This window comes from Pseudomonas sp. PSB11, from assembly GCF_014596605.1.
Lineage (GTDB): Bacteria > Pseudomonadota > Gammaproteobacteria > Pseudomonadales > Pseudomonadaceae > Aquipseudomonas > Aquipseudomonas umsongensis.
The window spans coordinates 15,631-40,653 of the sequence record NZ_NOIO01000037.1; the positions used below are offsets into that span (position 1 = coordinate 15,631).

The 25,023-nt window shown below is 60.3% G+C and carries 24 protein-coding genes; 18 read left to right on the forward strand and 6 right to left on the reverse strand.

Features of this window, described 5'->3' with window-relative positions; genetic code table 11:
* The first annotated feature begins 2 nt into the window (after positions 1–2).
* From CGA21_RS27565 to CGA21_RS27600, 8 genes are all read left to right on the forward strand, one after another.
* Positions 3–1,004 (forward strand): PleD family two-component system response regulator, encoded by a 1,002-nt coding sequence (locus CGA21_RS27565; protein WP_188265484.1) that lies wholly within the window; start codon positions 3–5, stop codon positions 1,002–1,004.
* Positions 1,005–1,096: 92 nt separating this feature from the next.
* Positions 1,097–2,192, forward strand: a protein-coding gene (gene prfB / locus CGA21_RS27570; RefSeq protein WP_098465888.1) for a peptide chain release factor 2 whose coding sequence is annotated in 2 segments (ribosomal slippage) — positions 1,097–1,168 and positions 1,170–2,192 — 1,095 coding nt in all. Because the reading frame shifts where the segments join, the coding sequence is not laid out codon by codon here.
* A gap of 106 nt (positions 2,193–2,298) precedes the next feature.
* Positions 2,299–3,801, forward strand: coding sequence for a lysine--tRNA ligase (gene lysS / locus CGA21_RS27575; RefSeq protein WP_188265485.1), 1,503 nt, complete (start codon positions 2,299–2,301; stop codon positions 3,799–3,801).
* 99 nt (positions 3,802–3,900) lie between these two features.
* Positions 3,901–4,617 carry a TetR/AcrR family transcriptional regulator gene (locus CGA21_RS27580; RefSeq protein WP_177411577.1) on the forward strand — a complete coding sequence of 239 codons (717 nt, stop codon included), beginning with the start codon at positions 3,901–3,903 and terminating at the stop codon, positions 4,615–4,617.
* A gap of 150 nt (positions 4,618–4,767) precedes the next feature.
* Positions 4,768–5,322, forward strand: coding sequence for a hypothetical protein (locus CGA21_RS27585; RefSeq protein WP_110748635.1), 555 nt, complete (start codon positions 4,768–4,770; stop codon positions 5,320–5,322).
* A gap of 26 nt (positions 5,323–5,348) precedes the next feature.
* The gene (locus CGA21_RS27590; RefSeq protein WP_020799652.1) at positions 5,349–6,626 is read left to right on the forward strand and encodes a flavohemoglobin expression-modulating QEGLA motif protein; all 1,278 of its coding nucleotides are present in this window, start codon (positions 5,349–5,351) and stop codon (positions 6,624–6,626) included.
* Between the two features lie 149 nt (positions 6,627–6,775).
* Positions 6,776–7,690 carry an alpha/beta hydrolase gene (locus tag CGA21_RS27595; protein ID WP_188265486.1) on the forward strand — a complete coding sequence of 305 codons (915 nt, stop codon included), beginning with the start codon at positions 6,776–6,778 and terminating at the stop codon, positions 7,688–7,690.
* Positions 7,687–8,016, forward strand: a complete 330-nt coding sequence (locus tag CGA21_RS27600; RefSeq protein ID WP_110748640.1) for a hypothetical protein — start codon at positions 7,687–7,689, stop codon at positions 8,014–8,016. Before CGA21_RS27595 ends, CGA21_RS27600 begins: the two co-directional genes overlap by 4 nt.
* A 90-nt stretch (positions 8,017–8,106) precedes the next feature.
* Here CGA21_RS27600 and CGA21_RS27605 read toward each other — a convergent pair whose 3' ends face one another.
* The 3 genes from CGA21_RS27605 to CGA21_RS27615 all read right to left on the reverse strand — a co-directional run bounded on the left by CGA21_RS27605 (position 8,107) and on the right by CGA21_RS27615 (position 9,968).
* Entirely contained in the window at positions 8,107–8,898 is a 792-nt protein-coding gene (locus CGA21_RS27605) for an OmpA family protein (protein ID WP_110748643.1), read from the reverse strand.
* A gap of 47 nt (positions 8,899–8,945) precedes the next feature.
* The gene (locus CGA21_RS27610) at positions 8,946–9,353 is read right to left on the reverse strand and encodes a DUF4398 domain-containing protein (RefSeq protein ID WP_188265487.1); all 408 of its coding nucleotides are present in this window, start codon (positions 9,351–9,353) and stop codon (positions 8,946–8,948) included.
* A 270-nt stretch (positions 9,354–9,623) separates the two neighbouring features.
* Positions 9,624–9,968, reverse strand: coding sequence for a hypothetical protein (locus CGA21_RS27615; protein ID WP_020799647.1), 345 nt, complete (start codon positions 9,966–9,968; stop codon positions 9,624–9,626).
* Positions 9,969–10,169: 201 nt separating this feature from the next.
* On the opposite strand from CGA21_RS27615, the gene ppc reads away from it, so the two are divergent.
* The 7 genes from ppc to CGA21_RS27650 all read left to right on the forward strand — a co-directional run bounded on the left by ppc (position 10,170) and on the right by CGA21_RS27650 (position 17,460).
* Entirely contained in the window at positions 10,170–12,800 is a 2,631-nt protein-coding gene (gene ppc, locus CGA21_RS27620; RefSeq protein WP_188265488.1) for a phosphoenolpyruvate carboxylase, read from the forward strand.
* Positions 12,801–13,089: 289 nt separating this feature from the next.
* Positions 13,090–13,737 (forward strand): adenylate kinase, encoded by a 648-nt coding sequence (adk, locus tag CGA21_RS27625; RefSeq protein ID WP_020799645.1) that lies wholly within the window; start codon positions 13,090–13,092, stop codon positions 13,735–13,737.
* 87 nt (positions 13,738–13,824) lie between these two features.
* A complete protein-coding gene (tsaB, locus tag CGA21_RS27630; RefSeq protein WP_188265489.1) occupies positions 13,825–14,499 on the forward strand; it encodes a tRNA (adenosine(37)-N6)-threonylcarbamoyltransferase complex dimerization subunit type 1 TsaB in 675 nt (224 codons plus the stop codon).
* A 244-nt stretch (positions 14,500–14,743) separates the two neighbouring features.
* Positions 14,744–15,049: a hypothetical protein gene (locus CGA21_RS27635; protein ID WP_033043307.1), complete on the forward strand. Its 306-nt coding sequence runs from the start codon at positions 14,744–14,746 to the stop codon at positions 15,047–15,049.
* Complete coding sequence (locus CGA21_RS27640; RefSeq protein ID WP_188265499.1) at positions 15,046–15,906, forward strand: DUF72 domain-containing protein; 861 nt, start codon at positions 15,046–15,048, stop codon at positions 15,904–15,906. The genes CGA21_RS27635 and CGA21_RS27640 overlap by 4 nt, the downstream gene beginning before the upstream one ends.
* Positions 15,907–15,940: 34 nt before the next feature.
* Positions 15,941–16,762: an oxaloacetate decarboxylase gene (locus CGA21_RS27645; RefSeq protein WP_188265490.1), complete on the forward strand. Its 822-nt coding sequence runs from the start codon at positions 15,941–15,943 to the stop codon at positions 16,760–16,762.
* A gap of 2 nt (positions 16,763–16,764) precedes the next feature.
* The gene (locus CGA21_RS27650) at positions 16,765–17,460 is read left to right on the forward strand and encodes an extensin family protein (protein WP_188265491.1); all 696 of its coding nucleotides are present in this window, start codon (positions 16,765–16,767) and stop codon (positions 17,458–17,460) included.
* Positions 17,461–17,463: 3 nt separating this feature from the next.
* Here the strand turns inward: CGA21_RS27650 and CGA21_RS27655 are convergent, their stop codons facing one another.
* Entirely contained in the window at positions 17,464–18,084 is a 621-nt protein-coding gene (locus CGA21_RS27655) for an energy transducer TonB (protein ID WP_188265492.1), read from the reverse strand.
* Between the two features lie 93 nt (positions 18,085–18,177).
* Here CGA21_RS27655 and CGA21_RS27660 point away from each other — a divergent pair, with 93 nt between their 5' ends.
* Positions 18,178–18,960, forward strand: coding sequence for a class I SAM-dependent methyltransferase (locus CGA21_RS27660; protein ID WP_223194282.1), 783 nt, complete (start codon positions 18,178–18,180; stop codon positions 18,958–18,960).
* Positions 18,961–19,082: 122 nt separating this feature from the next.
* On the opposite strand, the gene CGA21_RS27665 is transcribed toward CGA21_RS27660, so the two are convergent.
* Positions 19,083–19,730, reverse strand: a complete 648-nt coding sequence (locus CGA21_RS27665) for a TetR/AcrR family transcriptional regulator (RefSeq protein WP_188265493.1) — start codon at positions 19,728–19,730, stop codon at positions 19,083–19,085.
* A 93-nt stretch (positions 19,731–19,823) separates the two neighbouring features.
* Between CGA21_RS27665 and CGA21_RS27670 the strand changes: the two genes are divergently transcribed.
* A complete protein-coding gene (locus CGA21_RS27670; RefSeq protein WP_110748664.1) occupies positions 19,824–20,924 on the forward strand; it encodes an efflux RND transporter periplasmic adaptor subunit in 1,101 nt (366 codons plus the stop codon).
* A gap of 6 nt (positions 20,925–20,930) precedes the next feature.
* Positions 20,931–23,996: an efflux RND transporter permease subunit gene (locus CGA21_RS27675; protein ID WP_188265494.1), complete on the forward strand. Its 3,066-nt coding sequence runs from the start codon at positions 20,931–20,933 to the stop codon at positions 23,994–23,996.
* A 270-nt stretch (positions 23,997–24,266) separates the two neighbouring features.
* Here the strand turns inward: CGA21_RS27675 and CGA21_RS27680 are convergent, their stop codons facing one another.
* Positions 24,267–24,956 (reverse strand): DUF4197 domain-containing protein, encoded by a 690-nt coding sequence (locus CGA21_RS27680; protein ID WP_110748668.1) that lies wholly within the window; start codon positions 24,954–24,956, stop codon positions 24,267–24,269.
* Positions 24,957–25,023 lie beyond the last annotated feature (67 nt).

Sequence of the window (25,023 nt, forward strand, 5' to 3'; positions counted from 1 at the left end):
ACATGAATGATTTACAGCTCGACGACTTCAAGACTGACGAAAATGCCGCCATGGTGCTGTTGGTGGACGATCAGGCGATGATCGGCGAGGCCGTACGACGCGGTTTGTCGAACGAAGAAAACATCGACTTCCACTTTTGCGCCGACCCGCACCAGGCCATCGCCCATGCCGTGCGCATCAAGCCGACGGTGATCCTGCAGGACCTGGTCATGCCCGGCCTCGATGGCCTGAGCCTGGTGCGCGAATACCGCAACCACCCGGCGACCAGGGACATTCCGATCATCGTCCTGTCGACCAAGGAAGACCCGCTGATCAAGAGCGCGGCGTTCGCGGCCGGGGCCAATGACTATCTGGTCAAGCTGCCGGACAACATCGAGCTGGTGGCGCGCATTCGCTATCACTCGCGCTCCTACATGACGCTGCTGCAGCGTGATGCGGCCTACCGCGCCTTGCGGGTCAGCCAGCAACAGTTGCTCGACACCAACCTGGTGCTGCAACGCCTGATGAACTCCGACGGCCTGACCGGGCTGTCGAACCGTCGGCATTTCGATGAATACCTGGAACTCGAATGGCGCCGCTCGCTGCGTGAGCAGAGCCAATTGTCGTTGCTGATGATCGATGTGGACTATTTCAAGACCTACAACGACACCTTCGGTCACCTGGAAGGCGACGAAGCCTTGCGCCAGGTCGCCGCGGCGATCCGCGACGCCAGCTCCCGGCCTTCCGACCTCCCGGCCCGCTACGGCGGCGAAGAATTCGCCCTGGTACTGCCCAACACCTCGCAGGGCGGCGCGCGGCTGGTGGCGGAAAAACTGCGCATGACCGTGGCCGCGCTGAAGATCCCGCATATAGCCCCGACCGAAGGATCGAGCCTGACCATCAGCATCGGCCTGTCGACCATGATCCCGACATCTGGCAGCAATTGTCGTGAATTGATCTTGGCGGCGGACAAGGGGCTGTACCAGGCGAAGAACAACGGGCGTAATCAGGTGGGGATTGCGTAGGCAGGCCTTTTCGGCCAAGCGGACTGCCGTTTCCGGCCGTTTGCCGGTATACTCGCCGGCTTTCAAAAGTTCGCCAACGAGTGCTGCCCGCCATGGAAATCAACCCGATCCTTAACACCATCAAGGACCTGTCCGAGCGCTCCGAAACTATTCGGGGGTATCTTTGACTACGATCAAAAGCATGAGCGCCTGACCGAGGTCAATCGCGAGCTTGAAGATCCGAGTGTCTGGAACAAACCTGAATACGCCCAGGAATTGGGCCGCGAGCGCGCTGCGCTGGCGCAGATCGTCGATACCCTCGACGAACTGAACACGGGTCTGGCCGATTGCCGCGACCTGCTGGACATGGCTGTCGAAGAAAACGACGAAGGCGCAGTGGGCGATGTCGTCGCCGAGCTGGCCCGTCTTGAGGAAAACCTCGCCAAGCTTGAATTCCGCCGCATGTTCAGCCATGAAATGGACCCGAACAACGCCTACCTGGATATCCAGGCCGGCTCCGGTGGCACCGAGGCCCAGGACTGGGCCAACATCCTGCTGCGCATGTACCTGCGCTGGGCGGACAAACGCGGTTTCGACGCCACTATCATGGAACTGTCGGCCGGTGAAGTCGCGGGCATCAAGGGCGCGACCGTGCACATCAAGGGTGAATACGCCTTTGGCTGGCTGCGTACCGAGATCGGCGTACATCGCCTGGTTCGCAAGAGCCCGTTCGACTCTGGCAACCGTCGCCACACTTCGTTCTCGGCGGTTTTCGTCTCGCCAGAGATCGATGACAAGGTGGAAATCGAGATCAACCCGGCGGACCTGCGGATCGACACCTATCGTTCCTCCGGTGCCGGTGGCCAGCACGTAAACACCACCGACTCGGCCGTACGTATCACCCACGTACCGACCAATACCGTGGTCAGCTGCCAGAACGAACGTTCCCAGCATGCCAACAAGGACACCGCCATGAAAATGCTGCGGGCCAAGTTGTATGAGCAGGAAATGCAGAAACGCAACGCCGCGTCCCAGGCGCTGGAAGACACCAAGTCGGATATCGGCTGGGGTCACCAGATCCGTTCTTATGTGCTCGATGCGTCGCGGATCAAGGATCTACGTACCAACATCGAACGCAGCGACTGCGACAAGGTGCTCGACGGCGATATCGACGAATACCTGGAAGCCAGCCTGAAATCAGGGCTGTAAGACATGCAATACGGGATCGGTCCCGATCCCTGTAGGAGCCGGCTTGCTGGCGATCCCCGGGCCGCAGGCCCGGGGGCAACGAACCTGTGATGGAATATTTAAAGACATGAGCGACCTAGAACTCGACCCGCAAGCCCTGCAACAGGAAGAAAACTCCCTGATCGCCCTGCGCAAGGAAAAGCTTGCTGCCGAGCGCGCCAAGGGCAATGCCTTCCCCAACGACTTCCGCCGCGAAAACTACTGCAATGACTTGCAGAAACAGTACGCGGACAAGACCAAGGAAGAGCTGGCAGAGGCTGCAATCCCGGTCAAGGTTGCCGGTCGCATCATGCTCAACCGTGGCTCGTTCATGGTGATCCAGGACATGACCGGGCGCATCCAGGTCTACGTCAACCGCAAGACCCTGTCCGAAGACACCCTGGCCGCGGTGAAAACCTGGGACATGGGCGACATCATTGCTGCCGAAGGCACCCTGGCCCGTTCCGGCAAAGGTGACCTGTACGTTGAAATGACCCACGTGCGCCTGCTGACCAAGTCCCTGCGCCCGCTGCCGGACAAGCACCACGGCCTGACCGACACCGAACAGCGCTATCGCCAGCGTTACGTTGACCTGATCGTCAACGAAGACGTGCGCCAGACGTTCCGCGTACGTTCGCAAGTGATCGCGCACATTCGCAGCTTCCTGATGAAGCGCGACTTCCTCGAAGTCGAAACGCCGATGCTGCAGACCATTCCAGGTGGCGCCGCGGCCAAGCCGTTCGAAACCCACCACAACGCGCTGGACATGGAAATGTTCCTGCGTATCGCGCCAGAGCTGTACCTCAAGCGTCTGGTGGTTGGTGGCTTCGAAAAAGTGTTCGAGATCAACCGCAACTTCCGTAACGAAGGCGTTTCGACTCGTCACAACCCTGAATTCACCATGTTGGAGTTCTACCAGGCCTACGCCGACTACGAAGACAACATGGACCTGACCGAAGAACTGTTCCGTGAGCTGGCACAGCTGGTCCTGGGCAGCACCGACGTGCCGTACGGCGACAAGGTGTTCCACTTCGGCGAGCCGTTCGTGCGCCTGTCGGTGTTCGACTCGATCCTCAAGTACAACCCTGAGTTGACCGCCGATGACCTGAACGACATCGACAAGGCTCGCGCCATCGCCAAGAAGGCCGGCGCCAAGGTGCTGGGCTTCGAAGGCCTGGGCAAGCTGCAGGTGATGATTTTCGAAGAGCTGGTCGAGCACAAGCTGGAGCAGCCGCACTTCATTACCCAGTACCCGTTCGAAGTGTCGCCGCTGGCTCGCCGCAACGACGAGAACCCGAATGTCACCGACCGCTTCGAGCTGTTCATCGGTGGTCGTGAAATCGCCAACGCCTACTCCGAGTTGAACGACGCGGAAGACCAGGCCGAGCGTTTCATGGCCCAGGTGGCCGACAAGGACGCTGGCGACGACGAAGCCATGCACTACGACGCCGACTTCGTGCGCGCGCTGGAGTACGGCATGCCACCGACGGCCGGTGAAGGCATCGGCATCGACCGCCTGGTGATGTTGTTGACCAACTCCCCGTCGATCCGCGACGTGATCCTGTTCCCGCACATGCGGCCACAGGCGTAAGTGTTTCAATAAAAAAGCCGCCTCTTCAGGCGGCTTTTTATTGCCTGTCTGGTACAAACGTATCAACTTGTTAGTTTCATCTGAGAGGAAAGACCTGTCGTGAATCGTGCAATGGCTCAAGAAGGTGCAGCGGGTATCGCCACTGCGGTTGCTGAAAGTGTTCAGTACCAGGGCCGCAAGGCCAGCCGGCAGGGCAGCGAGCAACGTCGACAGGACATTCTCGATGCCGCGATGCGCATTGTCGTGCGCGATGGCGTGCGGGCCGTAAGGCATCGTGCGGTGGCTGCCGAGGCGCAAGTGCCGTTATCGGCAACCACTTACTACTTCAAGGATATCGATGACCTGCTCACCGATACCTTCGCCCAGTATGTGGAGCGCAGCGCGGCCTACATGGCCAAGCTGTGGGTGAACAACGAGGGCCTGCTGCGCGACATGATCGCCAGTGGCGATGGCAGTGCGCAGGCTCGATCAAAGTTGGCGGACGACATTGCGCGGTTGATGACCGACTATGTCCACCGGCAACTGATCACCCGCCGTGAGCACTTGATGGCCGAGCAGGCGTTCCGCCAGGAAGCGCTGCTGAACCCGCGCCTGGCCCAGTTGGTGCGCTCCCATCAGCAAATCCTGTTGCAGGGCTCCTGCCAGCTTTTCCAGGTGCTGGGCTCTCGCGAACCACAACAGGACGCCAAAGTGTTGACGGCGATAATCGGACGGATGGAATATCAGGGCCTGCTCAACGACGCCGAACCGGATGCCGAAGAGGAGATGCTCGGCATACTGACGCGTTATATGCATTTGGTGCTGGCTTCGGTTTAATCCGCTGGGGTGTACGCTTAACCCCTGTGGGAGCGGGCTTGCCCGCGAAGACGGTGTGTCAGTCGATATCAATGTTGAATGTTGTACCGCTTTCGCGAGCAAGCCCGCTCCCACCTTGGGATGGAGCTCGTTCCAAATAGGGAGTATTGAATGAAAGCTTGGCGCGCCGTAGTGATCGCCTTGTCGTTCCTGCTGCTCAGCGGCTGCCTGGTGACTTTCAAGGAGCCGCTGCCCACGAGCGAGCCCGCGCCAAAGGGGTTACTGGGAAAATGGACCAGTACCAACGCCTGGGGTGAACCGCTGAATCTGGAGTTGACGCGCATCGGCGACAATCGCTATCAGGCGGTCAGCTACTTCAAGGCCAGGCCCAAGGAACGCGAAGCCTATCCATTTACCCTGTCTCACCACGGTAGCCGCTGGTATCTCTCGGCGAAAGTGCCGGCCCGGTTCGGCGGGCATTTCACGATTGCCGGCCTCGAACTCACCGACAAGCGTGAACTGGTGGTGTACAACCTCGACCTCGAGCAAATCAAGCAGGCGCTTGGGCAGAAAATTCTCAGTGGCGAAGGCTTCCAGACCGACGACGGCGAGGGTGTGTTGATCGACAGCAAGATGGACCAGGTATCGGCCTACCTCGACGATCCCGCCAACTCCGATGTATTCGTCGAAGCGGTCCGCTACCAGCGCCAGGCCAAGGCCCAATAACCAACAGGTTTCAACAGGAGTTCCGGGTGGACGATTACCAGCAGTCGATACGCATTTTGTCCGATCGCATTGTGCTGGCACAGACGCCGATTCGTGTCCTCGATGCGGTGAAATGGGACGACAACATCCGCAAGGGCTTCCTCAAGGCCAAGGGCAAGGAAATGCCCGCGGTGGACCGTGATTACTATCTCAACCGTCCGTTGGCCTTCGATTCCAGCAAGGTCAAGCTGGAATTCCAGAACATCGAGCGCGACATCACCCGTCAACTCGGCCAGTTCAACCCGGTCGGGCAAATCATGCGCCGCATGTGCAAGGAATACCGGATGGTGGTGCGCATGCTCGAAGCGCGTGGCACCGAGGATTTCGGCCTGATTTCCCAGGAGTTGTATGGCGCTGCTTCGGACGCCTTTCATGCTGGCGACCCGACCCTGTCCGACCTGGGCATGATGTTGTCCGAGTACCTGAACAACATCGACGGTCGTGGCGACCTCAAGGATGAACCGAAGACGCTGACGGCCAAGGAAGCGGTCGACCTGTTGCAACATCGCTTGAACAAAGTATTTGGCGAAGCCGAGGAAACCATCCGCGTGTTCGAGTCTGACGGCATCGTCGCCGATGCGGCGGCCGGCGCTGACTACATCAAGATCCGCTCCGATGCGATGTTCAATCAGCGCGATGTGCGCGCCCTGGAGGTCCACGAAGGGCTGGTGCATGTCGGTACCACCCTCAACGGTTTGAACCAGCCGATCTGTACCTTCCTGTCCAAGGGGCCGCCCTCGTCGACGGTGACCCAGGAAGGCCTGGCGATCCTGATGGAAATCATCACCTTTGCCTCCTACCCGAGCCGCCTGCGCAAACTGACCAACCGCACGCGGGCCATTCACATGGTCGAGGAGGGCGCGGATTTCCTGCAGGTGTTCGAGTTCTTCCGTGAACAAGGCTTCGAGATGCCCGAGAGCTACAGCAACGCCAGTCGCGTTTTCCGCGGCTCGGTGCCGACAGGTCTGCCATTCACCAAAGACTTGTCCTACCTCAAGGGCTTCATCATGATTTACAACTACATTCAACTGGCCGTGCGTAAAGGCAAGCTGGAGCAGATACCGCTGTTGTTCTGCGGCAAGACTACCCTGGAAGACATGCGCACCTTGCGCCTGCTGGTGGATGAAGGCCTGGTGGTGCCGCCCAAGTACCTGCCTGAACAGTTTCGCGACATGAACGCGTTGTCGGCGTGGATGTGTTTCTCCAACTTCCTCAATCACCTGAGCCTGGACCGGATCGAGGCGGATTACTCCAACATTCTTTAGGAAGGCGCGGACCAAATGTGGGAGCGGGCTTGCTCGCGAATACGGTCTAACATTCAACATTTCTGTTGTCTGACACACCGCTTTCGCGAGCAAGCCCGCTCCCACATGTGAATTACGTTCCACCTCATTTTTTCGCGAGGTTTCACCGGATGAGAATCCTCGGCATCTTCTGCCTTCTCCTGGCCCTGAGCGGTTGCAGCTCGCTGCTGTTCTACCCCGAGCCAGGCCAGTTGTTCACCCCGGAAAAAGCCAAGCTCGAATACCGCGATGTCACCCTGACTACCGCCGACGGCCTCAAGCTGCACGGCTGGTGGCTGCCGGCAAAAAAAGGTGTCGAGGTCAAAGGCACTGTTCTGCACCTGCACGGCAACGGTGGCAACCTGCCCATGCACCTGGGCGGGAGCTGGTGGCTGCCTAAAGAGGGTTACCAGGTGTTGCTGGTGGACTATCGCGGTTACGGCTTGTCCGAGGGCGAACCGAGCTTGCCGGCGATCTATCAGGACATCGACGCCGCGTTCAAGTGGCTCGACCAGGCCCCGGAGGTCAAGGGCAAGCCGCTGATCGTGCTGGGACAGAGCCTCGGCGGTTCGATGGCGGTTCACTACCTCGTGCAACACCCCGAGCGGCAAAAACAACTGAAGGCGATTGTGCTCGATGGTGTGCCTGCCAGTTACCGCAGTGTCGGTCGTTATGCGCTGAGCAATTCATGGGTGTTCTGGGCGTTCCAGGTGCCGCTGTCCTGGCTGGTGCCTGATGGCGACAGTGCAATCAATTCCATGGCGCAGCTCAATGGCGTGCCGAAACTGATCTATCACAGCATCGACGATCCGCTCGTGCCTCTTTCCAACGGCATCCGTCTGTATCAAGCTGCGCCGCCGCCCAGGGTGCTGCAACTGACCCGTGGCGGTCACGTGCAGACATTCGCCGACCCGGTCTGGCGCAAGGTCATGTTGCGTTATCTCGATGACCCGCAGCATTTCAACGGCCTGCGCCGCTTGGGCGAAATCCCCAATTACCCGGCACCCGAACATTCTGAAAATGAACCACCAGAGAGCCCGCAATGAGTGAAGAACGTAACGCCATCCCGCTGATCATCACCGGTATCTGCAGCATCCTCGGCACCGTCGCGGCCTTGTGGTGGTACGGCTACCTGCACTTCGCCAAGCCAGAGGATGCGTTGCTGCTCAACGATTTCACCATGCTCAAGACCGTGCCGGGCGAAGATTACAAAGTCTCCCTGGAGCCGGCGGCGCAAGTGGCGCAGTGCATCGATGGTGTGTTGGTGTTGTTCGACACCGAGCAGAAAGGCCTGACCGGCGTGCTGGTCAACAACAAGAAGAAGGCGGTGCGCTGCATGGGGCAGGAAACGCCGCAGAAGCTGGAACAGTAGGCGCTGCCGAAGGCTGCGATCTTTTGATCTTGAAAACTAAAAGCCCCGCCTGATCAGATCAGGCGGGGCTTTTAGATTATTGCATGATGCTTAATTCGAGCTCACCGCCGAACGCGGAATCACCGGCTGGTTGTCATTGGAAATCGTCACTTCCACCCGACGATTCTGTGCCCGGCCCGAGACGCTGGTATTTTCCGCCACGGGATATTCCTTGCCATAACCCTGGGCGACGATACGGGTTGGATCAACACCCATCTTCACCAGCGCCATGCGCACGGAGCTGGCGCGGCGTTCCGACAGTGACTGGTTGTGCGAGGCGGTACCGGTGCTGTCGGTGTAACCCTCGACAATCACCTTGCGGTCCGGATTTTCCTGAAGGTACTGCGCCAGTTTGTTGATGTTCATCATGCCGTTGGATTTCAGCTCGGCCTTGTCGGTGGCGAACAGCACATCACCGAAGGTCACCAACGTGCCGCGATCGGTCTGTTTGGCATTGAGGCTGTCTTGAAGTTGCTTGATCTGCTGGTCGCGGGCGTCAAGACGCGCCTGGGCCCGTTGTGCAGAAGCGTTCTTCAGATTGGCTTCGGCGGTGCGCAGGGCGATGGTCTGTTTCGCCACTTCGACACGCTGGTTGGTCAGGTAGGCCAACTGGTCAACCTTGGCCGGGTCTTCCTTGTCCAGGTAGGCCTTGTCGGCCTTGTCCAGGTAATCGCTGGCGTCCTTGGTTTCCAGCGCCGCGACTTTGCTCGCCTGTGGGTTGGCTTGCAGGCCGGAATAATTGGTGCGGGCCTGTTCCAGGTTGGCGTTCGGTGGCGTTGAGCATGCGGCCAAAGCAACGCTGGCGGCCAGCAGGGCAGGGATCATCAAATTTTTTGAATTCATGGTTTTAGTCCTTTTCAATCGAGTAAGAAACACGTCGTGCAGCACTGTTACTGAACGGTGCGCTGGCTTTCCTGACGCAGTTCCTGAACCCCTTTCTGAGAGTCCTTCACAGATTGTTCGGCTTTCATCGCCTGGGCTTTGCGCTCGGCTACACGAGCGTCCCACTCAGCCTGTTCGGCCAAGGTCTTGGCTTGATCGAACTGCTTGTCGTGCATGGCGATTTCGGCTTGCTTGAGTTTGTCTTGTGCAGCCTTCATTTCCACTGCCGCGAACTCGGTACCACCGGCACTGACGGCGCTGTTGACCGCTGACTCGGTGACGGCGAATTGCTCGGTGGGCGGGTTACCCGCGCAACCGGCCAGCACGAGGCCTGTGCCGATGGCCAGTGCCGCCATTTTCAGTCCGTGCAGGGAAGAGGATTTGCCAGTTCGGGTTTTCATCGTTTTCAACTCCATTGGGCTAACTCCTGAGCAACGTGAATATCCATCCTGGGCAATGAGCCGAAACCGTATTTCACAAGGCTTTTTGAAACGGCCGTCCCAGGCGTGGTTACTGGGTTGACCCGAGGCGTTTTTTGAAAGTTCAGAAATTTAGCTGGCTATCGAAAAAACTTCGACGCAGCTCGAAGGGCTCTATATCGAGGAATGTGGCGATGAACATAGCTGATCACACCCCTCGAAAGGGGTGCGAACAGTGATTTTCAGGAGGGACAAATACAAAAAAAATCAGTGCTTTTGCTTGTCGCCAGCGGCCGACAGGTCATGCAAATGACGACGGGACAAAGCGAGGAAACGTGGGGTCGGGCCGATGTCTTCGTACAACGGATCGCCCTCTTCATCAGTGGCCACTACGGTGGAACCTTTCACATACGGAAAACTTTTTTCCAGTTCTTCCAGGGCAGCCCCGATCAACTCGCCCAGCAGTTCTTCAGGATGCCGCTTGGGGTACATCTCGATAATCGCCGCAAGCCGTGCGGCAGCCTCCACGTCCAGATGAATCGAATAGCCTGTGTCGGTCAGGCGACCCTTGGCGTTTTCTTCCCAGTGGTTGGCAAGCTCGCGGATTTTCATAATGACCTCATTGCACTCCTGCTCCCGGCAGGCGGGGAATGTCCGGCAGATGCCGGCGACAAGCCGTTGTACGGCTTACCCTTGAGACTAGCTTTTACGCCAAAGGTTTAAAGGCCCTTCGTCGTCTTGCTTGTAAGAACCGGTCTGGAGCGGCACTCTTAAGGTTCCTGGTCGACCGGATTTTTCGCTGGAGAACTGTTGATGACCGATATTGATGCACGCTTGCGCGAAGACGTTCACCTGCTCGGTGAGTTGTTGGGCAACACCATTCGGGAACAGTACGGGGACGGTTTTCTCGACAAGATCGAGCAGATCCGCAAGGGCGCCAAGGCTGACCGTCGCGGTTCCATGGACGCCGAGCTTAGCGCCAGCCTCAACCAGTTGACGGAGGACGAACTGCTGCCAGTGGCGCGGGCGTTCAACCAGTTTCTCAACCTGGCCAACATTGCCGAGCAGTACCAGCTGATTCACCGACGTGAAGAATCCCAGCCCGCGCCCTTCGAGGCGCGGGTCCTGCCAGAGCTGCTCGCCCGCCTGCGCGCCGAAGGTCATGGCGCCGAGTCCCTGGCCCGTCAGTTGGGACGGCTGGAAATCGAGCTGGTGCTGACGGCGCACCCGACCGAAGTCGCGCGCCGCACGCTGATCCAGAAATACGACGCCATCGCCGCGCAACTGGCGGCGCAGGACCATCGCGACCTGACCAGCGCTGAGTGCGAGCAGATCAAGTCGACGTTGCAGCGCCTGATCGCCGAAGCCTGGCACACCGAAGAAATCCGCCGCACGCGCCCGACGCCGGTTGACGAAGCCAAATGGGGCTTCGCGGTGATCGAGCATTCGCTGTGGCAAGCGATCCCCAATTACCTGCGCAAGGCGGACCAGGCCCTGCATGCCGCCACGGGACTGCATTTGCCATTGGAAGCGGCGCCGATTCGTTTTGCCTCGTGGATGGGTGGCGACCGCGACGGCAACCCCAACGTGACGGCGGCCGTGACCCGTGAAGTACTGCTGCTGGCGCGCTGGATGGCGGCCGATTTGTACCTGCGCGATGTCGATCATCTGGCTGCGGAGTTGTCGATGCAGCAGGCCAGTGAAGAATTGAAGGCCAAGGCTGGCGACAGCGCCGAACCTTACCGCGCTGTGCTCAAGCAGCTACGCGAACGCCTGCGCGCCACGCGAAGCTGGGCGCACACCGCGTTGTCGACGCCGACACCTGCACCGGCCGATGTGCTGCAAGACAATCGCGACCTGCTCGACCCACTGGAGCTGTGCTACCACTCGCTGCATGAGTGCGGCATGGGCGTCATCGCCGACGGTCCCTTGCTCGATTGCCTGCGCCGGGCCGTGACGTTCGGCCTGTTCCTGGTGCGCCTCGACGTACGTCAGGACTCGTCGCGCCATACCGCGGCCATGACCGAAATCACCGACTACCTTGGCCTGGGTCGCTATGAAGACTGGAGCGAAGAAGAGCGTATCGTCTTCCTGACGCGCGAACTGAATAACCGTCGGCCCTTGTTGCCGGCCTACTACAAGCCTTCGGCCGATACCGCCGAAGTGCTGGCGACTTGCCGGGAAATCGCTGCGGCGCCAGGGGCGTCGCTGGGCTCCTACGTGATTTCCATGGCCGGTGCTGCTTCCGACGTGCTGGCCGTGCAGCTACTGCTCAAGGAGTCAGGGGTATTGCGGCCGATGCGCGTGGTGCCGCTGTTCGAAACCCTTGCCGACCTCGATAACGCAGGTCCAGTGATCGAGAAACTCTTGTTGCTGCCGGGCTATCGCTCGCGCCTGCAAGGCCCGCAGGAAGTGATGATCGGTTATTCCGACTCGGCCAAGGACGCAGGGACCACGGCAGCCGCCTGGGCCCAGTACCGGGCGCAGGAACAACTGGTGGATATCTGCCGCTCGCACGACGTGGAACTGCTGTTGTTCCATGGTCGCGGCGGCACGGTGGGGAGGGGTGGCGGCCCGGCGCACGCGGCGATTCTGTCGCAGCCGCCGGGTTCAGTCGCCGGACGCTTCCGCACCACCGAGCAGGGGGAGATGATTCGATTCAAATTCGGCCTGCCGGACATTGCTGAGCAAAACCTCAATCTGTATCTGGCCGCGGTGCTCGAAGCGACCTTGCTGCCACCGCCGCCGCCGACACCTGAGTGGCGCCATCTGATGGACGAACTGGCCGCCGATGGGGTCAGCGCCTACCGTGCGGTGGTGCGGGAAAATCCGCAGTTCGTGGAATATTTCCGCCAGTCCACCCCGGAACAGGAGCTAGGGCGCCTGCCGCTGGGCAGTCGCCCGGCCAAGCGCCGTGCCGGCGGGATCGAAAGCCTGCGGGCCATCCCGTGGATCTTCGGCTGGACCCAGACCCGGTTGATGCTGCCCGCCTGGCTGGGCTGGGAAGCGGCCCTGAGCAAAGCGCTGGAGCGCGGTGAGGGCGAACTGCTGCAGCAGATGCGCGAGCAGTGGCCGTTTTTCCGCACGCGCATCGACATGCTGGAAATGGTCCTGGCCAAGGCCGATGCGGATATTGCCCGCTCCTACGACGAGCGTCTGGTCGAGCCGGACTTGCTACCTTTGGGCGCGCATTTACGCGACCTATTGTCGCAGGCATGCGCCATCGTTCTCGGCTTGACCGGTCAGTCGCAGCTGCTGGCACATAGCCCAGCCACCCTGGAATTCATCCGCTTGCGCAACACTTACCTCGACCCGCTTCATCTATTGCAGGCAGAGTTGCTGGCACGATCGCGGCAACCGGATGTGGCCCAGGACAGCCCGGTAGAACAGGCGTTGCTGGTGTCTGTAGCAGGGATTGCCGCCGGTTTGCGCAACACCGGCTGAGGATTTTTGCCATGCTTTTGGGCATCCGGCGGGAGCGCCGGATGCGGTTCAAAGGCGGGTAAAAAAGTGCTGCCAGGCGACAGTTAATGATGGGGTTGCGACTTGGGGAACCGGGTTGCGCGGTCACGACAGGCAGTGGTTTCTCCGACTTTTGGCGGCTTGTGTGGGCGAAGCCTGCTGTGTATCTTGATCAGCCTTTGGCCGTTTGGGCGGTCACGACCCTATTTTTGAGATTGGCCCCACGAGGCGAATCTGACGTTATCCATATAAAAAATTGAGGAGCACATCGATGCGCGTCATTCTGCTGGGAGCTCCCGGGGCCGGTAAAGGTACTCAGGCTAAGTTCATCACCGAAAAATTCGGTATTCCGCAAATCTCCACCGGCGACATGCTGCGTGCCGCGGTCAAGGCTGGCACCGAGCTGGGCATCAAGGCCAAGAGCATCATGGATGCCGGTGGCCTGGTGTCCGATGACTTGATCATCGCCCTGGTAAAGGACCGTATCGCCCAGTCCGACTGCGCCAACGGTTTCCTGTTCGACGGTTTCCCGCGCACCATTCCCCAGGCTGAAGCCCTGGTGACTGCCGGTGTCGAGCTCGACGCGGTGGTTGAAATCGCCGTTGAAGACGAAGAGATCGTGCAGCGTATCGCCGGTCGCCGTGTTCACGAGGCCAGCGGTCGTGTCTACCACATCGTCTACAACCCGCCGAAAATTGCTGGCAAGGACGACATCACCGGCGAAGAGCTGGTACAGCGCAAGGACGACACTGAAGAAACCGTGCGTCATCGCCTGTCCGTCTACCATTCGCAGACCAAACCGCTGGTGGACTTCTACCAGAAGCTGTCTGCTGCCAACGGCAAGCCGAAGTACAGCCATATCGAAGGCGTCGGCTCGGTTGAAGCGATCACCGACAAGGTGCTGGCTGCCCTGAGCTGAAAATAGCTTGATCTTCTACGGCCCGCTTGCGGGCCGTAGTTGTTTATACTGACGGACTTTTTTCTGACCTCTCTTGTGGAAACATCGATGAGCACCTTGCTGGCCCTGGACACCGCGACTGAAGCTTGCTCCGTTGCCTTGCTGCATGACGGCAAAGTGACGAGCCATTACGAGGTGATTCCGCGCCTGCATGCACAGAAGCTGCTGCCGATGATCCAGCAATTGCTCGCCGATGCCGGTACCACCCTGCAAGCGGTCGATGCCATCGCCTTCGGTCGCGGGCCGGGTGCATTCACCGGCGTGCGGATTGCCATCGGTGTGGTGCAAGGCCTGGCCTTCGCACTCGATCGCCCGGTATTGCCGGTGTCGAACCTGGCGGTGCTGGCCCAACGCGCCTATCGCGAACACGGTGCCAGCCAGGTCGCGGCGGCCATCGATGCGCGGATGGACGAGGTGTATTGGGGTTGCTACCGCGAATCGGCAGGGGAGATGCGCCTGATTGGCGCCGAAGCGGTATTGCCACCGGAAGTCGCTGCATTGCCGGCCGATGCCAGCGGTGAGTGGTTCGGCGCGGGCACCGGTTGGGGCTATGCCGAACGCATTGGCGTGAGCCTGAGCGGGCAGGATGCGGGCATGTTGCCCCATGCTGAAGATTTGTTGACCCTGGCGCGTTTCGCTTGGGAACGTGGCGAGGCGATCGTGGCGGATGAGGCGCAGCCGGTTTATCTGCGCGATAAAGTGGCGACACCTAAAGCACGTTAAGCATTCTCCTGTGGCGAGGGGATTTATCCCCGTTGGACTGCATAGCAGTCCCATTTTTTTGGGGCCGCTTCGTAGCCCAGCGGGGATAAATCCCCTCGCCACAAGGTAAACGCCAGCCAATCGTCGTTTTTCTAACCCCGGGTTTTAAACCTTTTGCCTTTTATGTGTTCTAGTTATCACTAGGCAGTTTGCGATGTGGGTTATGTGCCACTAGACTGCCATTACTGATACCGAGCATGCACCTATGCGTATAGACGGCGTTTCCTCTCAGTCCTACCCCATCAAGCGCAAGCCTCGCAAAGACCCGCGAGTGGAAGACGAGTCCGTCGATATCGAAGGCGAACTTGCATTTGCGACTGAAGAACAGCTGGCTGCCCGTGCCGCCAAAGCCGCTGCGCAGAAGCTGAGCAATCTTCCCGCCCGCCAGCAGGACATGCTTTATCACCGCGCGATGAACAAAAGCGTGGCAATGGCGCTGGCCAGTTACCTGAGCACCGCCAGTTTCGTCGATTGGGATGCACAAGTGCTGGGCCTCGACCTGTACATCTGATGTTGCCTTACTACCTCGGTTGCCCGTCCTGGAGCGAAAACGCCTGGCGTGATTACCTCTACCCGGCAGCGGCCAGGCCCGCCGATTTTCTGGGTCTCTATTGCCAAGTGTTCAACGCCGTGGAAGGCAATACGACCTTCTACGCGAGTCCCTCTGCCAGTACCGTGCAACGATGGGCCGAGGTCATGCCCGCACACTTTCGCTTCACCGCGAAGTTTCCCCGCGAGATCAGTCACGGCGGGGACCTGCGGGAACAACTGACTGCCGCCGAAACCTTCACCCGATTGCTCAGCCCGCTGGGCGAGCGGGTAGCGCCGTTGTGGCTGCAATTATCCAAGGGCTTTACGCCGCAACGCTTGCCCGAGCTGGCCGGATTCATCGACGCGCTGCAGCGCCCGCTGGCCGTTGAAGTGCGGCATGACGAGTTCTTTGCCAAGGGCGAGAACGAGCGGATGCTCAATCGCCTGTTGCTCGATCGTGGGGTCGAGCGCATCTGCCTTGATCCCCGTGCTTTGTTCAGCTGTACCTCCACCGACCCTTCGGTGCTGCACGCCCAATCGAAGAAACCCCGTGTGCCGCCGCGCCCGGCAGCGTTCACGCAATTGCCGCAGGTGCGTTTCATCGGTCATCCGCAGCTTGAAGCCAATGAACCGTTTCTGTTGCCGTGGGTGGAGAAAATCGCCCTGTGGATCGAAGAGGGCCGTACGCCTTACATCTTCCTGCACACCGCCGACAATGTGCTCGCGGCGAAACTGGCACAACGTTTCCACGCGCGCCTGATGCTGCGTCTGCCTGGCTTGCCGGCGCTGCCTGAGCTATACAGAGAACCCGCGGCGGAGCAACTTGGCTTGCTCTGAAGCGGACTCGTTTCCCTTTCAGAGGAGCCAGCCAATGGATGCGCAAACCCTTCGAGCCCAAGCGTTCAGAGCCTTGCACGAACGCGACGGGGTTTTTGTGATTCCCAACCCGTGGGATGCCGGTTCGGCCAGGATGCTCGCCAGCCTGGGTTTCGAGGCGCTGGCGACTACCAGCGCCGGTTACGCTTTTTCCCAGGGACGCCCCGATGGCGGCCTGACATTGGACGACACCCTGGCCAACGTCCGGGCGATTGTCGCCGCCACCGACCTGCCGGTCGCGGTCGATCTGGAAAACGGATTTGCCGATGATCCTGCCGAATGTGCGCAAAGCATTCTGGCGGCGGCGGCCGCAGGTGCCGTCGGCGGTTCGATCGAAGACTTCACGGGCCGACCGGACGCGCCGATTTATTGCTTCGAACATGCCGTGGCGCGCATCGAGGCCGCCGTCGCTGCGGCTCGCAGCTTGCCTTTCGCGTTCACGCTGACAGCCCGGGCCGAGAACTATCTGCATGGCAATCCGGATCTGGCCGACACGATTCGCCGCTTGCAGGCATTCGCCGAAGCGGGTGCCGACGTGTTGTATGCGCCAGGGTTGCGCAGCGCTGAAGAGGTATTGGCGGTGGTTCGCGCCGTGGCGCCGAAACCGGTCAATGTGTTGATGTCCGGCGGCTTGAAGCTGACGGTCGAGCAACTGGGCGAAATGGGCGTCAAGCGCATCAGTGTCGGCTCGGCACTGGCCCTGGCGGCGCTGGGTGAGTTCTACCGCGCGGCCGAAGAGATCAAGACGGCGGGCACGTTCGGCTTCACGTCGCGCTCCATGCCCTACGCCCAGGCCAATCAGTTTTTCAAAGGCTGACGGTGCGGTTTCGCGGGTGGCTGCTGCTGATCCTGTTGATCATCGCAGTTGCGGGAGTGGGCGTCTGGCGCGGTTGGATCTCCTTGCCGCCGCAGTGGAATCCCTGGGCGCCGCTGGACGTCAAGGCGGAGCCCAACCTGCTGACCCGCTTCAAACTGATGCGTCTGCGCGTTGATTCGCAGCTGTGCGAGCAGGCATTGAGCAGCTCCGGATTGCGCGTGACCCATCAGGCCGACAGCCCGGACGCCAAATGTCCGCTGACCAATGTCTTGCGTGTACAGGGCGGGGACGTGGCCTTGAGCAGCAGTTTCCTTGCCAGCTGCCGACTCGCCGTGTCGTTTGCCCTGTTCGAGCATCACGCGCTGCAACCTGTGGCGCAGGCGATCTACGGGCAAGCGGTCACACGGGTCGATCACCTTGGCAGCTTTGCCTGCCGCAATGTCTACAGTCGCGAGAATGGCAGGCTCAGCCAGCACGCGTCGGCCAATGCACTGGATATCGCCGGTTTTCGACTGGCGGATGGCCGGACTGTCGATGTACTCAGGGATTGGCCGAAGGATAATCAGGATGGAAGATTTTTAAGGCAGGTGCGCGATGGCGCCTGTGGCCTGTTCAGCGTGGTGCTGAGTCCGGATTACAACGCCGCCCATCGCAATCACTTTCATCTGGATGTCGGGCCTTGGTGGGTCTGTCGGTGACGCTTAGGCGGCAAGGCGCAGGTTCTGCAGGATGATCGGGCGTGCCCAGCCGTTATCGAAATCGAGTTGTTTCTGTTGCTCCAGCAGTTCTTCAGGCGAGAACGGCGGGAACGGCTTGTCCAGCAGATCGAGCTCGAACTCGGCGATCGGCAAATGCAGTGGACGCGGTTGCGGCGCGGGACCGACTTGCGGCAACGGCTGACCGGCGGTGAGCACGATCGGGCGCACCCAGCCGCTCTCGAAGTCTTGCTGTTGCTGCTGGGCAACGATTGCTTCGGCGGGGAACGGTGGGAATGGTTTGTCGGCCAGGTCCATTTCGAACTCGGCAATTGGCAGGAACAGCGGTTCGGGCGGGCGAACTTCGTTGTCTTTCACGTCGCATTCGCGCTGGGCAACGATGTGTGCCAGCAGGTCACTGCCCACGGTGGGTTCAACCGGGCTTTGCAAATCGACCGGTGGAAAATTCAGCGATTGTGGCAGCACTTCACCCGACTGTTCGGCCAGTGCACGGGCAAAGAAATCCTGCCATATGTGACTGACGCCGCTCAGTACCTGGGTATTTCGCAGGTTGTAATCGCCGTAGGGCGAGATAAAGCCTGTGATTGTGGGTTGAATGTCTGACATTTCTCTCGGTCGACGCTCAGCTCTGGCAAAATGCTCGATAGTTTTGTTATCGGCCGTTTTTGCCGATCATTAATTTTTTGAGCGTGTTTTCCCATGATTGATCAACCTGCGGCCTGCCGCATCCATGTCGAGGCGCTGAGCGCGGCCTTCGAGCCCCAGGCCGAGCAATGGGCCGAGCGTCTGGGCCTGCCGCTGCAAGTGGCTGATGGCGAGTTCGCGTTGCAGGTGGGTGACCAGGGGCTGCAGCTGCAACAGCTGGGGCCGGACGCGCCCGGACCGGTGCGGGTGGATTTCGTCGAGGGTGGCGCGGCGCATCGCCGGTTGTACGGTGGCGGCAGTGGGCAGATGATCGCCAAGGCCGTCGGCGTCGCCCAAGGCGTGCGTCCGCGTGTGCTGGATGCCACTGCGGGGCTGGGCAAGGATGCGTTCGTGCTGGCTAGCCTGGGTTGCGAGATGAGCCTGATCGAGCGTCAGCCGTTGATTGGTGCCTTGCTTGAAGATGGCCTGGCCCGTGGCGCGGAAGATTTTGACGTGGCGCCTATCGTGGCGCGCATGCGCTTGCTCAAGGGCAACTCGATCGAGGTGATGCGCAATTGGCAGGGCGAACCGCCGCAGGTGATCTACCTCGACCCGATGTTCCCCCATCGTGAGAAAACCGCGCTGGTGAAAAAGGAAATGCGCCTGTTCCGGCCACTGGTTGGGGATGATCCGGATGCGCCGGCTTTGCTTGAAGCCGCCCTGGCCCTGGCCAGCCACCGGGTGGTGGTCAAGCGTCCGCGCAAGGCGCCGTGCATTGAGGGGCCCAAGCCGAGCCATGCACTGGATGGCAAATCCAGCCGGTATGACATCTACCCGAAGAAAGCGCTCAAGCCCTAAGACCGAGTCGCCTTCATCGCGGGCAAGCCCGCTCCCACACTTGACCGCGTTATCCCTGAAAAAACACGGTCGAATGTGGGAGCGGGCTTGCTCGCGAAAGCGTCAGCCCGGCCGCTACAAATCTATCTGGCTGACTCCGGCCGATAAGCCCGCATAAACAATCCCACCACTTCCTGCACATGGCTCTCGGCCGCGTCTCCGGTCAGCGGCTCGCCACAGCCATACAGCAACCGAAAATTCGCCGCGCCCTTGAGCAGGCAAAAAAAGTGTTCCGCCGCATTACGCGGTTTGTCGATGCTCAACTCGCCACTCTGATTGATCTTGCCCAGCAACCGCTCCATGCCGTGCAGCATGCGTTGAGGTCCGGCCTCGAAGAAGATCAGCGAAAGTTTCGGGTCCTGGCTGCCCAGGGCCATGATCAGTCGATGCAGGTTCACCGACTCGTCGCTATTGATCAACTGGTGAAAGCCGCGGGCGATGTTCAGCAGCACGGTTTCCACTGCCACGCCTTCGGGCAGCTCAAAGAACAGCGACGGCAGTTGTTCCTCGCACTTGGCCACCACGGCAGCGGAGAACAGCGTCTCCTTGTCGTTGAAGTGGCTGTAGACCGTGAGCTTCGACACCCCGGCCTGCGTAGCGACAGCATCCATGCTGGTGTTGGCATATCCCTTGGTCAGAAACAGCGTTTTCGCTGCATCGAGGATCGCCTGGCGCTTAGCCAGATCCTTGGGGCGGCCCGGGCCATTGGGTGCTGAAAGATTGTTCGGCATATTCGCTTTTATTACTGGACTGGTGAGTTTGCTATTAATAACATACTCGTCAGTATAATTATTCCAAGCACCATTGGCGAAAGGTCCTTCACCATGTTCCGCTATGCCTTGCCCCTCGCGTTGCCAGTCACCCTGGCGTTTTTATTGACCGCGTGCGGTCACGAAGAGGCGCCTCAAGTCAGCGTTCGACCGGCCATGGTGGTCCAGCCAGAGCCTTCAACCCAGGCGATGGAAAGTTATCCCGGTGAAGTCCGTGCCCGCTTTGAGCCGGAGTTGGCGTTCCGGATTGGCGGAAAAGTCAGCCGACGATTGGTCGACGAAGGGCAGCGGGTCAAGGCCGACCAGCCGCTGGCGGAACTCGATCCCCAGGACGTGCGCCTGCAACTGGAGGCCACCCGTGCCCAGGTCGCGGCCGCCGAGGCCAACCTGAACATGGTGCGTGCCGAGCGTGATCGCTATAAAACGCTGATGGAACGCCAACTGGTCAGTCGCTCGCAGTATGACAATCACGAAAACCTGTACCGGTCCGGTGAAGCGCGGCTTAAACAGATCAAGGCCGAGTTCAACGTCTCCACCAATCAGGCCAGTTACGCGGTGCTGCGGGCGCCGCAGGATGGCGTTGTGGCCAAGCGAGCGGTGGAAGTCGGGCAAGTGGTCGCGGCGGGGCAGACGGTGTTTACCCTGGCCACCGATGGTGAGCGTGAAGTGTTGATCAGCTTGCCAGAGGCAAGCTTCGGCCGCTTCAAGGTGGGTCAACCGGTTTCGGTAGAACTGTGGACCCAGCCGGACCAGCGCTTCGCCGGACACATCCGCGAACTGTCGCCGGCCGCCGATCCAAAGTCGCGCACCTTCGCCGCGCGTATCGCCTTCAATGCGGGCAAGGTCCCGGTCGAACTGGGCCAGAGCGCCCGTGTCTTCGTTCAGAGCGCCCAATCCGTACCGTTGTCAGTGCCACTGTCGGCGCTGACCGCGGAGAACGGCGTGACCTACGTCTGGGTCGTCAGCGCCAACAACACCTTGAAGAAGACCCCGGTTCGGGTCGGTGCCTTCGGTGAGAAAACCGTCCCGGTACTCGAAGGCCTCAATGCCAGCGACTGGGTGGTGGCCGCCGGCGTCCATGTGCTTCTCGACGGGCAGTCCGTGCGCCCGGTGGATCGCTCCAACCGTGTGGTCAACCTGGCGCACAAGGAGTAATCCCCGATGGGTTTCAATCTTTCCGCCTGGGCGCTGCGCAATCGCCAGATCGTGCTGTTCCTGATGCTCCTGCTGGCGATTGTCGGCGCACTGTCCTACACCAAGCTGGGTCAAAGCGAAGACCCGCCGTTCACCTTCAAGGCCATGGTGATCCGTACCAACTGGCCGGGGGCGACCGCACAGGAAGTCTCGCGCCAGGTCACCGAACGCATAGAAAAGAAGCTGATGGAAACCGGCGAGTATGAGCGCATCGTGTCATTCTCGCGCCCGGGTGAATCACAGGTGACGTTCATCGCCCGAGACTCCATGCACTCGGTGGATATACCGGACCTCTGGTATCAGGTGCGCAAGAAGGTCAGCGATATTCGTCATACCCTGCCGCCGGGTATTCAAGGGCCGTTCTTCAACGATGAATTCGGGACCACGTTCGGCAATATCTACGCCCTGACCGGCGAAGGTTTCGATTACGCCGTGCTCAAGGACTACGCGGACCGCATCCAGATCCAGCTGCAGCGGGTCAAGGATGTGGGCAAGGTCGACCTGCTCGGTTTGCAGGACGAAAAAATCTGGATCGAGCTGTCCAACGTCAAGCTCGCCACCCTTGGGCTGCCGCTGGCGGCGGTGCAACAAGCGCTTGAGGAACAGAATGCGGTGTCCACCGCCGGCTTCTTCGAAACCACCAGCGAGCGATTGCAGCTACGGGTCTCGGGGAATTTCCAGACGGTCGAAGAGATCAAGAACTTCCCGATTCGCGTCGGCGATCGTACGTTCCGCATCGCCGATGTCGCCAACGTGCGCCGCGGTTTCAACGATCCACCAGCGCCACGCATGCGCTTCATGGGTGAAGACGCCATCGGCCTGGCCGTGGCCATGAAGGACGGCGGCGACATTCTGGTGCTGGGCAAGGCCCTGGAAATCGAGTTTGCCCGTATCCAGAAGAACCTCCCGGCCGGCATGCAGCTGCGCAAGGTCTCGGACCAACCTGCTGCCGTGAAAACCGGCGTCGGCGAGTTCGTCCAGGTGTTGGTCGAAGCGCTGGCCATCGTCTTGCTGGTGAGCTTCTTCTCCCTCGGGGTACGCACGGGCATGGTGGTGGCCCTGGCCATTCCGCTGGTGCTGGCGATGACGTTCGCCTGTATGTATTACCTGGGGATAGGCCTGCACAAGATTTCCCTCGGCGCCCTGGTGCTGGCGCTGGGCTTGCTGGTGGACGACGCTATCATCGCCGTGGAAATGATGGCGATCAAAATGGAGCAGGGCTTCGACCGGATCAAGGCGGCAAGTTATGCCTGGACCAGCACCGCGTTCCCGATGCTAACCGGCACGCTGATCACCGCCGCCGGTTTCCTGCCGATCGCTACCGCGCAATCGGGTACCGGTGAATACACCCGTTCGATCTTTGAAGTGGTGACCATTGCACTGTTGGCATCTTGGGTGGCGGCGGTGCTCTTCGTGCCTTATCTGGGGGAAAAGCTCCTGCCGGACCTGGCGAAAATTCACGCGGCCAAACATGGCCCGGGCCAACCCGATCCCTATGGCACGCCGTTTTATCAACGCGTCCGACGGTTGGTGGAGTGGTGCGTGCGCTGGCGCAAGACGGTGATCACGGCGACGGTGGTGCTGTTCATTGCGTCCATCGTACTGTTTCGATTTGTACCTCAACAGTTCTTCCCGGCCTCGGGCCGACTGGAGTTGATGGTCGACCTGAAGCTGGCCGAAGGCGCGTCCTTGAGCAATACCGCCGAGGAGGTCAAGCGCCTCGAAGCGTTGCTCAAGGACAAAGCCGGCATCGACAACTACGTGGCCTACGTCGGGACCGGCTCACCGCGTTTTTACCTGCCGCTTGATCAGCAATTGCCAGCGGCGAGCTTCGCGCAGTTTGTCGTCCTGGCAAAAACCATCGAAGACCGCGAACCCTTGCGCACCTGGCTGATCACGACCCTCAACGAACAGTTCCCGGCCTTGCGCTCGCGGGTCACGCGCCTGGAGAACGGTCCGCCGGTTGGCTATCCGGTGCAGTTTCGGGTGACTGGTGAGCACATCGAGGAAGTCCGCGCACTGGCCCGCAAGGTCGCGGCCAAGGTTCGCGAAAACCCCCATGTGGTCAACGTCCACCTGGACTGGGAAGAGCCCAGCAAGGTCGTCTATCTGAACATCGATCAGGACCGTGCACGGGCACTGGGCGTGAGCACGGCAAACCTGTCGAAGTTCCTGCAGAGCTCGCTGACCGGTTCCAGCGTCAGCCAGTACCGCGAAGACAACGAGTTGATCGAGATCCTGTTGCGCGGCACCGTGCATGAACGCACCGAACTGTCGCTGCTGCCAAGCCTGGCGGTGCCGACCGACAATGGTCGCAGCGTTGCGCTGTCGCAGATCGCGACACTGGAATACGGCTTTGAAGAAGGCGTGATCTGGCACCGTAATCGCCTGCCCAACGTGACGGTTCGCGCCGACATCTATGGCAAGGAACAACCGGCGACCCTGGTGCAGCAAATCCTGCCGACCCTCGATCCGATCCGCGCCGAATTGCCGGATGGCTATCTACTGGATGTCGGCGGTACGGTCGAGGATTCCGCTCGCGGGCAGAACTCGGTGAAGGCTGGCGTGCCGTTGTTCATCGTGGTGGTGTTGACGTTGCTGATGCTGCAGTTGCGCAGCTTCTCCCGCACGGCGATGGTGTTCCTGACGGCCCCCCTGGGGTTGATCGGGGTGACGCTGTTCCTGATGGTGTTCCGCCAGCCGTTCGGGTTTGTGGCCATGCTCGGGACCATCGCGTTGTCGGGGATGATCATGCGCAACTCGGTGATCCTGGTGGATCAGATCGAGCAGGATATCGCGGCCGGGTTGAAGCCGTGGCAGGCGATTATTGAGGCGACCGTGCGGCGGTTCAGGCCGATTGTGCTGACGGCGCTGGCAGCTGTTCTGGCGATGATTCCGTTGTCGCGCAGTGTGTTTTTCGGGCCGATGGCGGTAGCGATCATGGGCGGGTTGATCGTGGCGACGGCGTTGACGTTGTTGTTTTTGCCTGCGTTGTATGCGGCTTGGTTTCGGGTCAAGAAAGAATCGGCCTGAGTTCGTTGGACTTGGCGGCCTTTGGGCCGACCAAGCTCTGGTTTTTCGAGTACATATCCGTTAGCGCAGCAATGGATATGTACACGGTCAACAAAACACAGGTCGGCTCCCAGGCCGCCTCTTGATTGATCGTTCCCACGCTCTGCGTGGGAATGCCGCCAGGGACGCTCCGCGTTCCGCTGTAGACGCAAGGCTTGAGTCCTGCGCGCTGCGACGCGGAGCGTCACGGGATCCATTCCCACGCGGGTGGGGAACGATCAGGGTTGTGGCTTAGAGCGTGCCAAACACCTTCTTCGCCAAACTGGTCGCCGCTGCCGCCGGGTTCTGGCGGATGGTTTCTTCCTGCTTGCCGATCATTTCGAACAAACCGTTCAACGCCTGCTCGGTCACGTAGTTTTCGACGTTGGCGTTCTTCGCATCGATCACGCCCATGGTCGCGGCCTGCCCGGCGAAAGAGTTGTACTGCTGGGCCAGGCCAACTTGGTCGGTGGCTTGCTTGACGATGGGCAGGAATTTGGCGCGGATTTGTTCGCGGCTGGTCTTGTTCAGGTACTGGGTAGCCGAATCATTGCCGCCGCTGAGGATGCCCTTGGCATCATCGACCGTCATCTTCTTCACGGCGTCGACGAGGATCGGTTGGGCCTGGACCACGGCGGTTTCCGCCGCTTTGTTCATGCTGGCTTCCAGTTGATCGACCTGATCGCCCATGCCGAACTGTTTCATTTTGCTGGCCACTTTGCCCAGCTTGCCCGGTAGTTCGATCTTCACGTCCGGGTTGTTGCTGAAGCCGCCCGGGGTGCCGAGTTGTTTCACCGCCAGTTGCGCGCCTTGGGTCAGGGCGTCCTTGAGACCGCCGGTGGCGTCTTTTTGCGACAGGTCGCTGAGGGACAGTGCCAGGGCGCTGGCAGAGATCATCAAGCCTGCGCACAGGCCGGCAAAACGGAGGGTAGGGCGGAGCATGGCAACTTCCTTTTTCAAAAAGACACGCATTTCAATAAGCTTTAGCGGGCTGGCAGGCTGTCAGCGG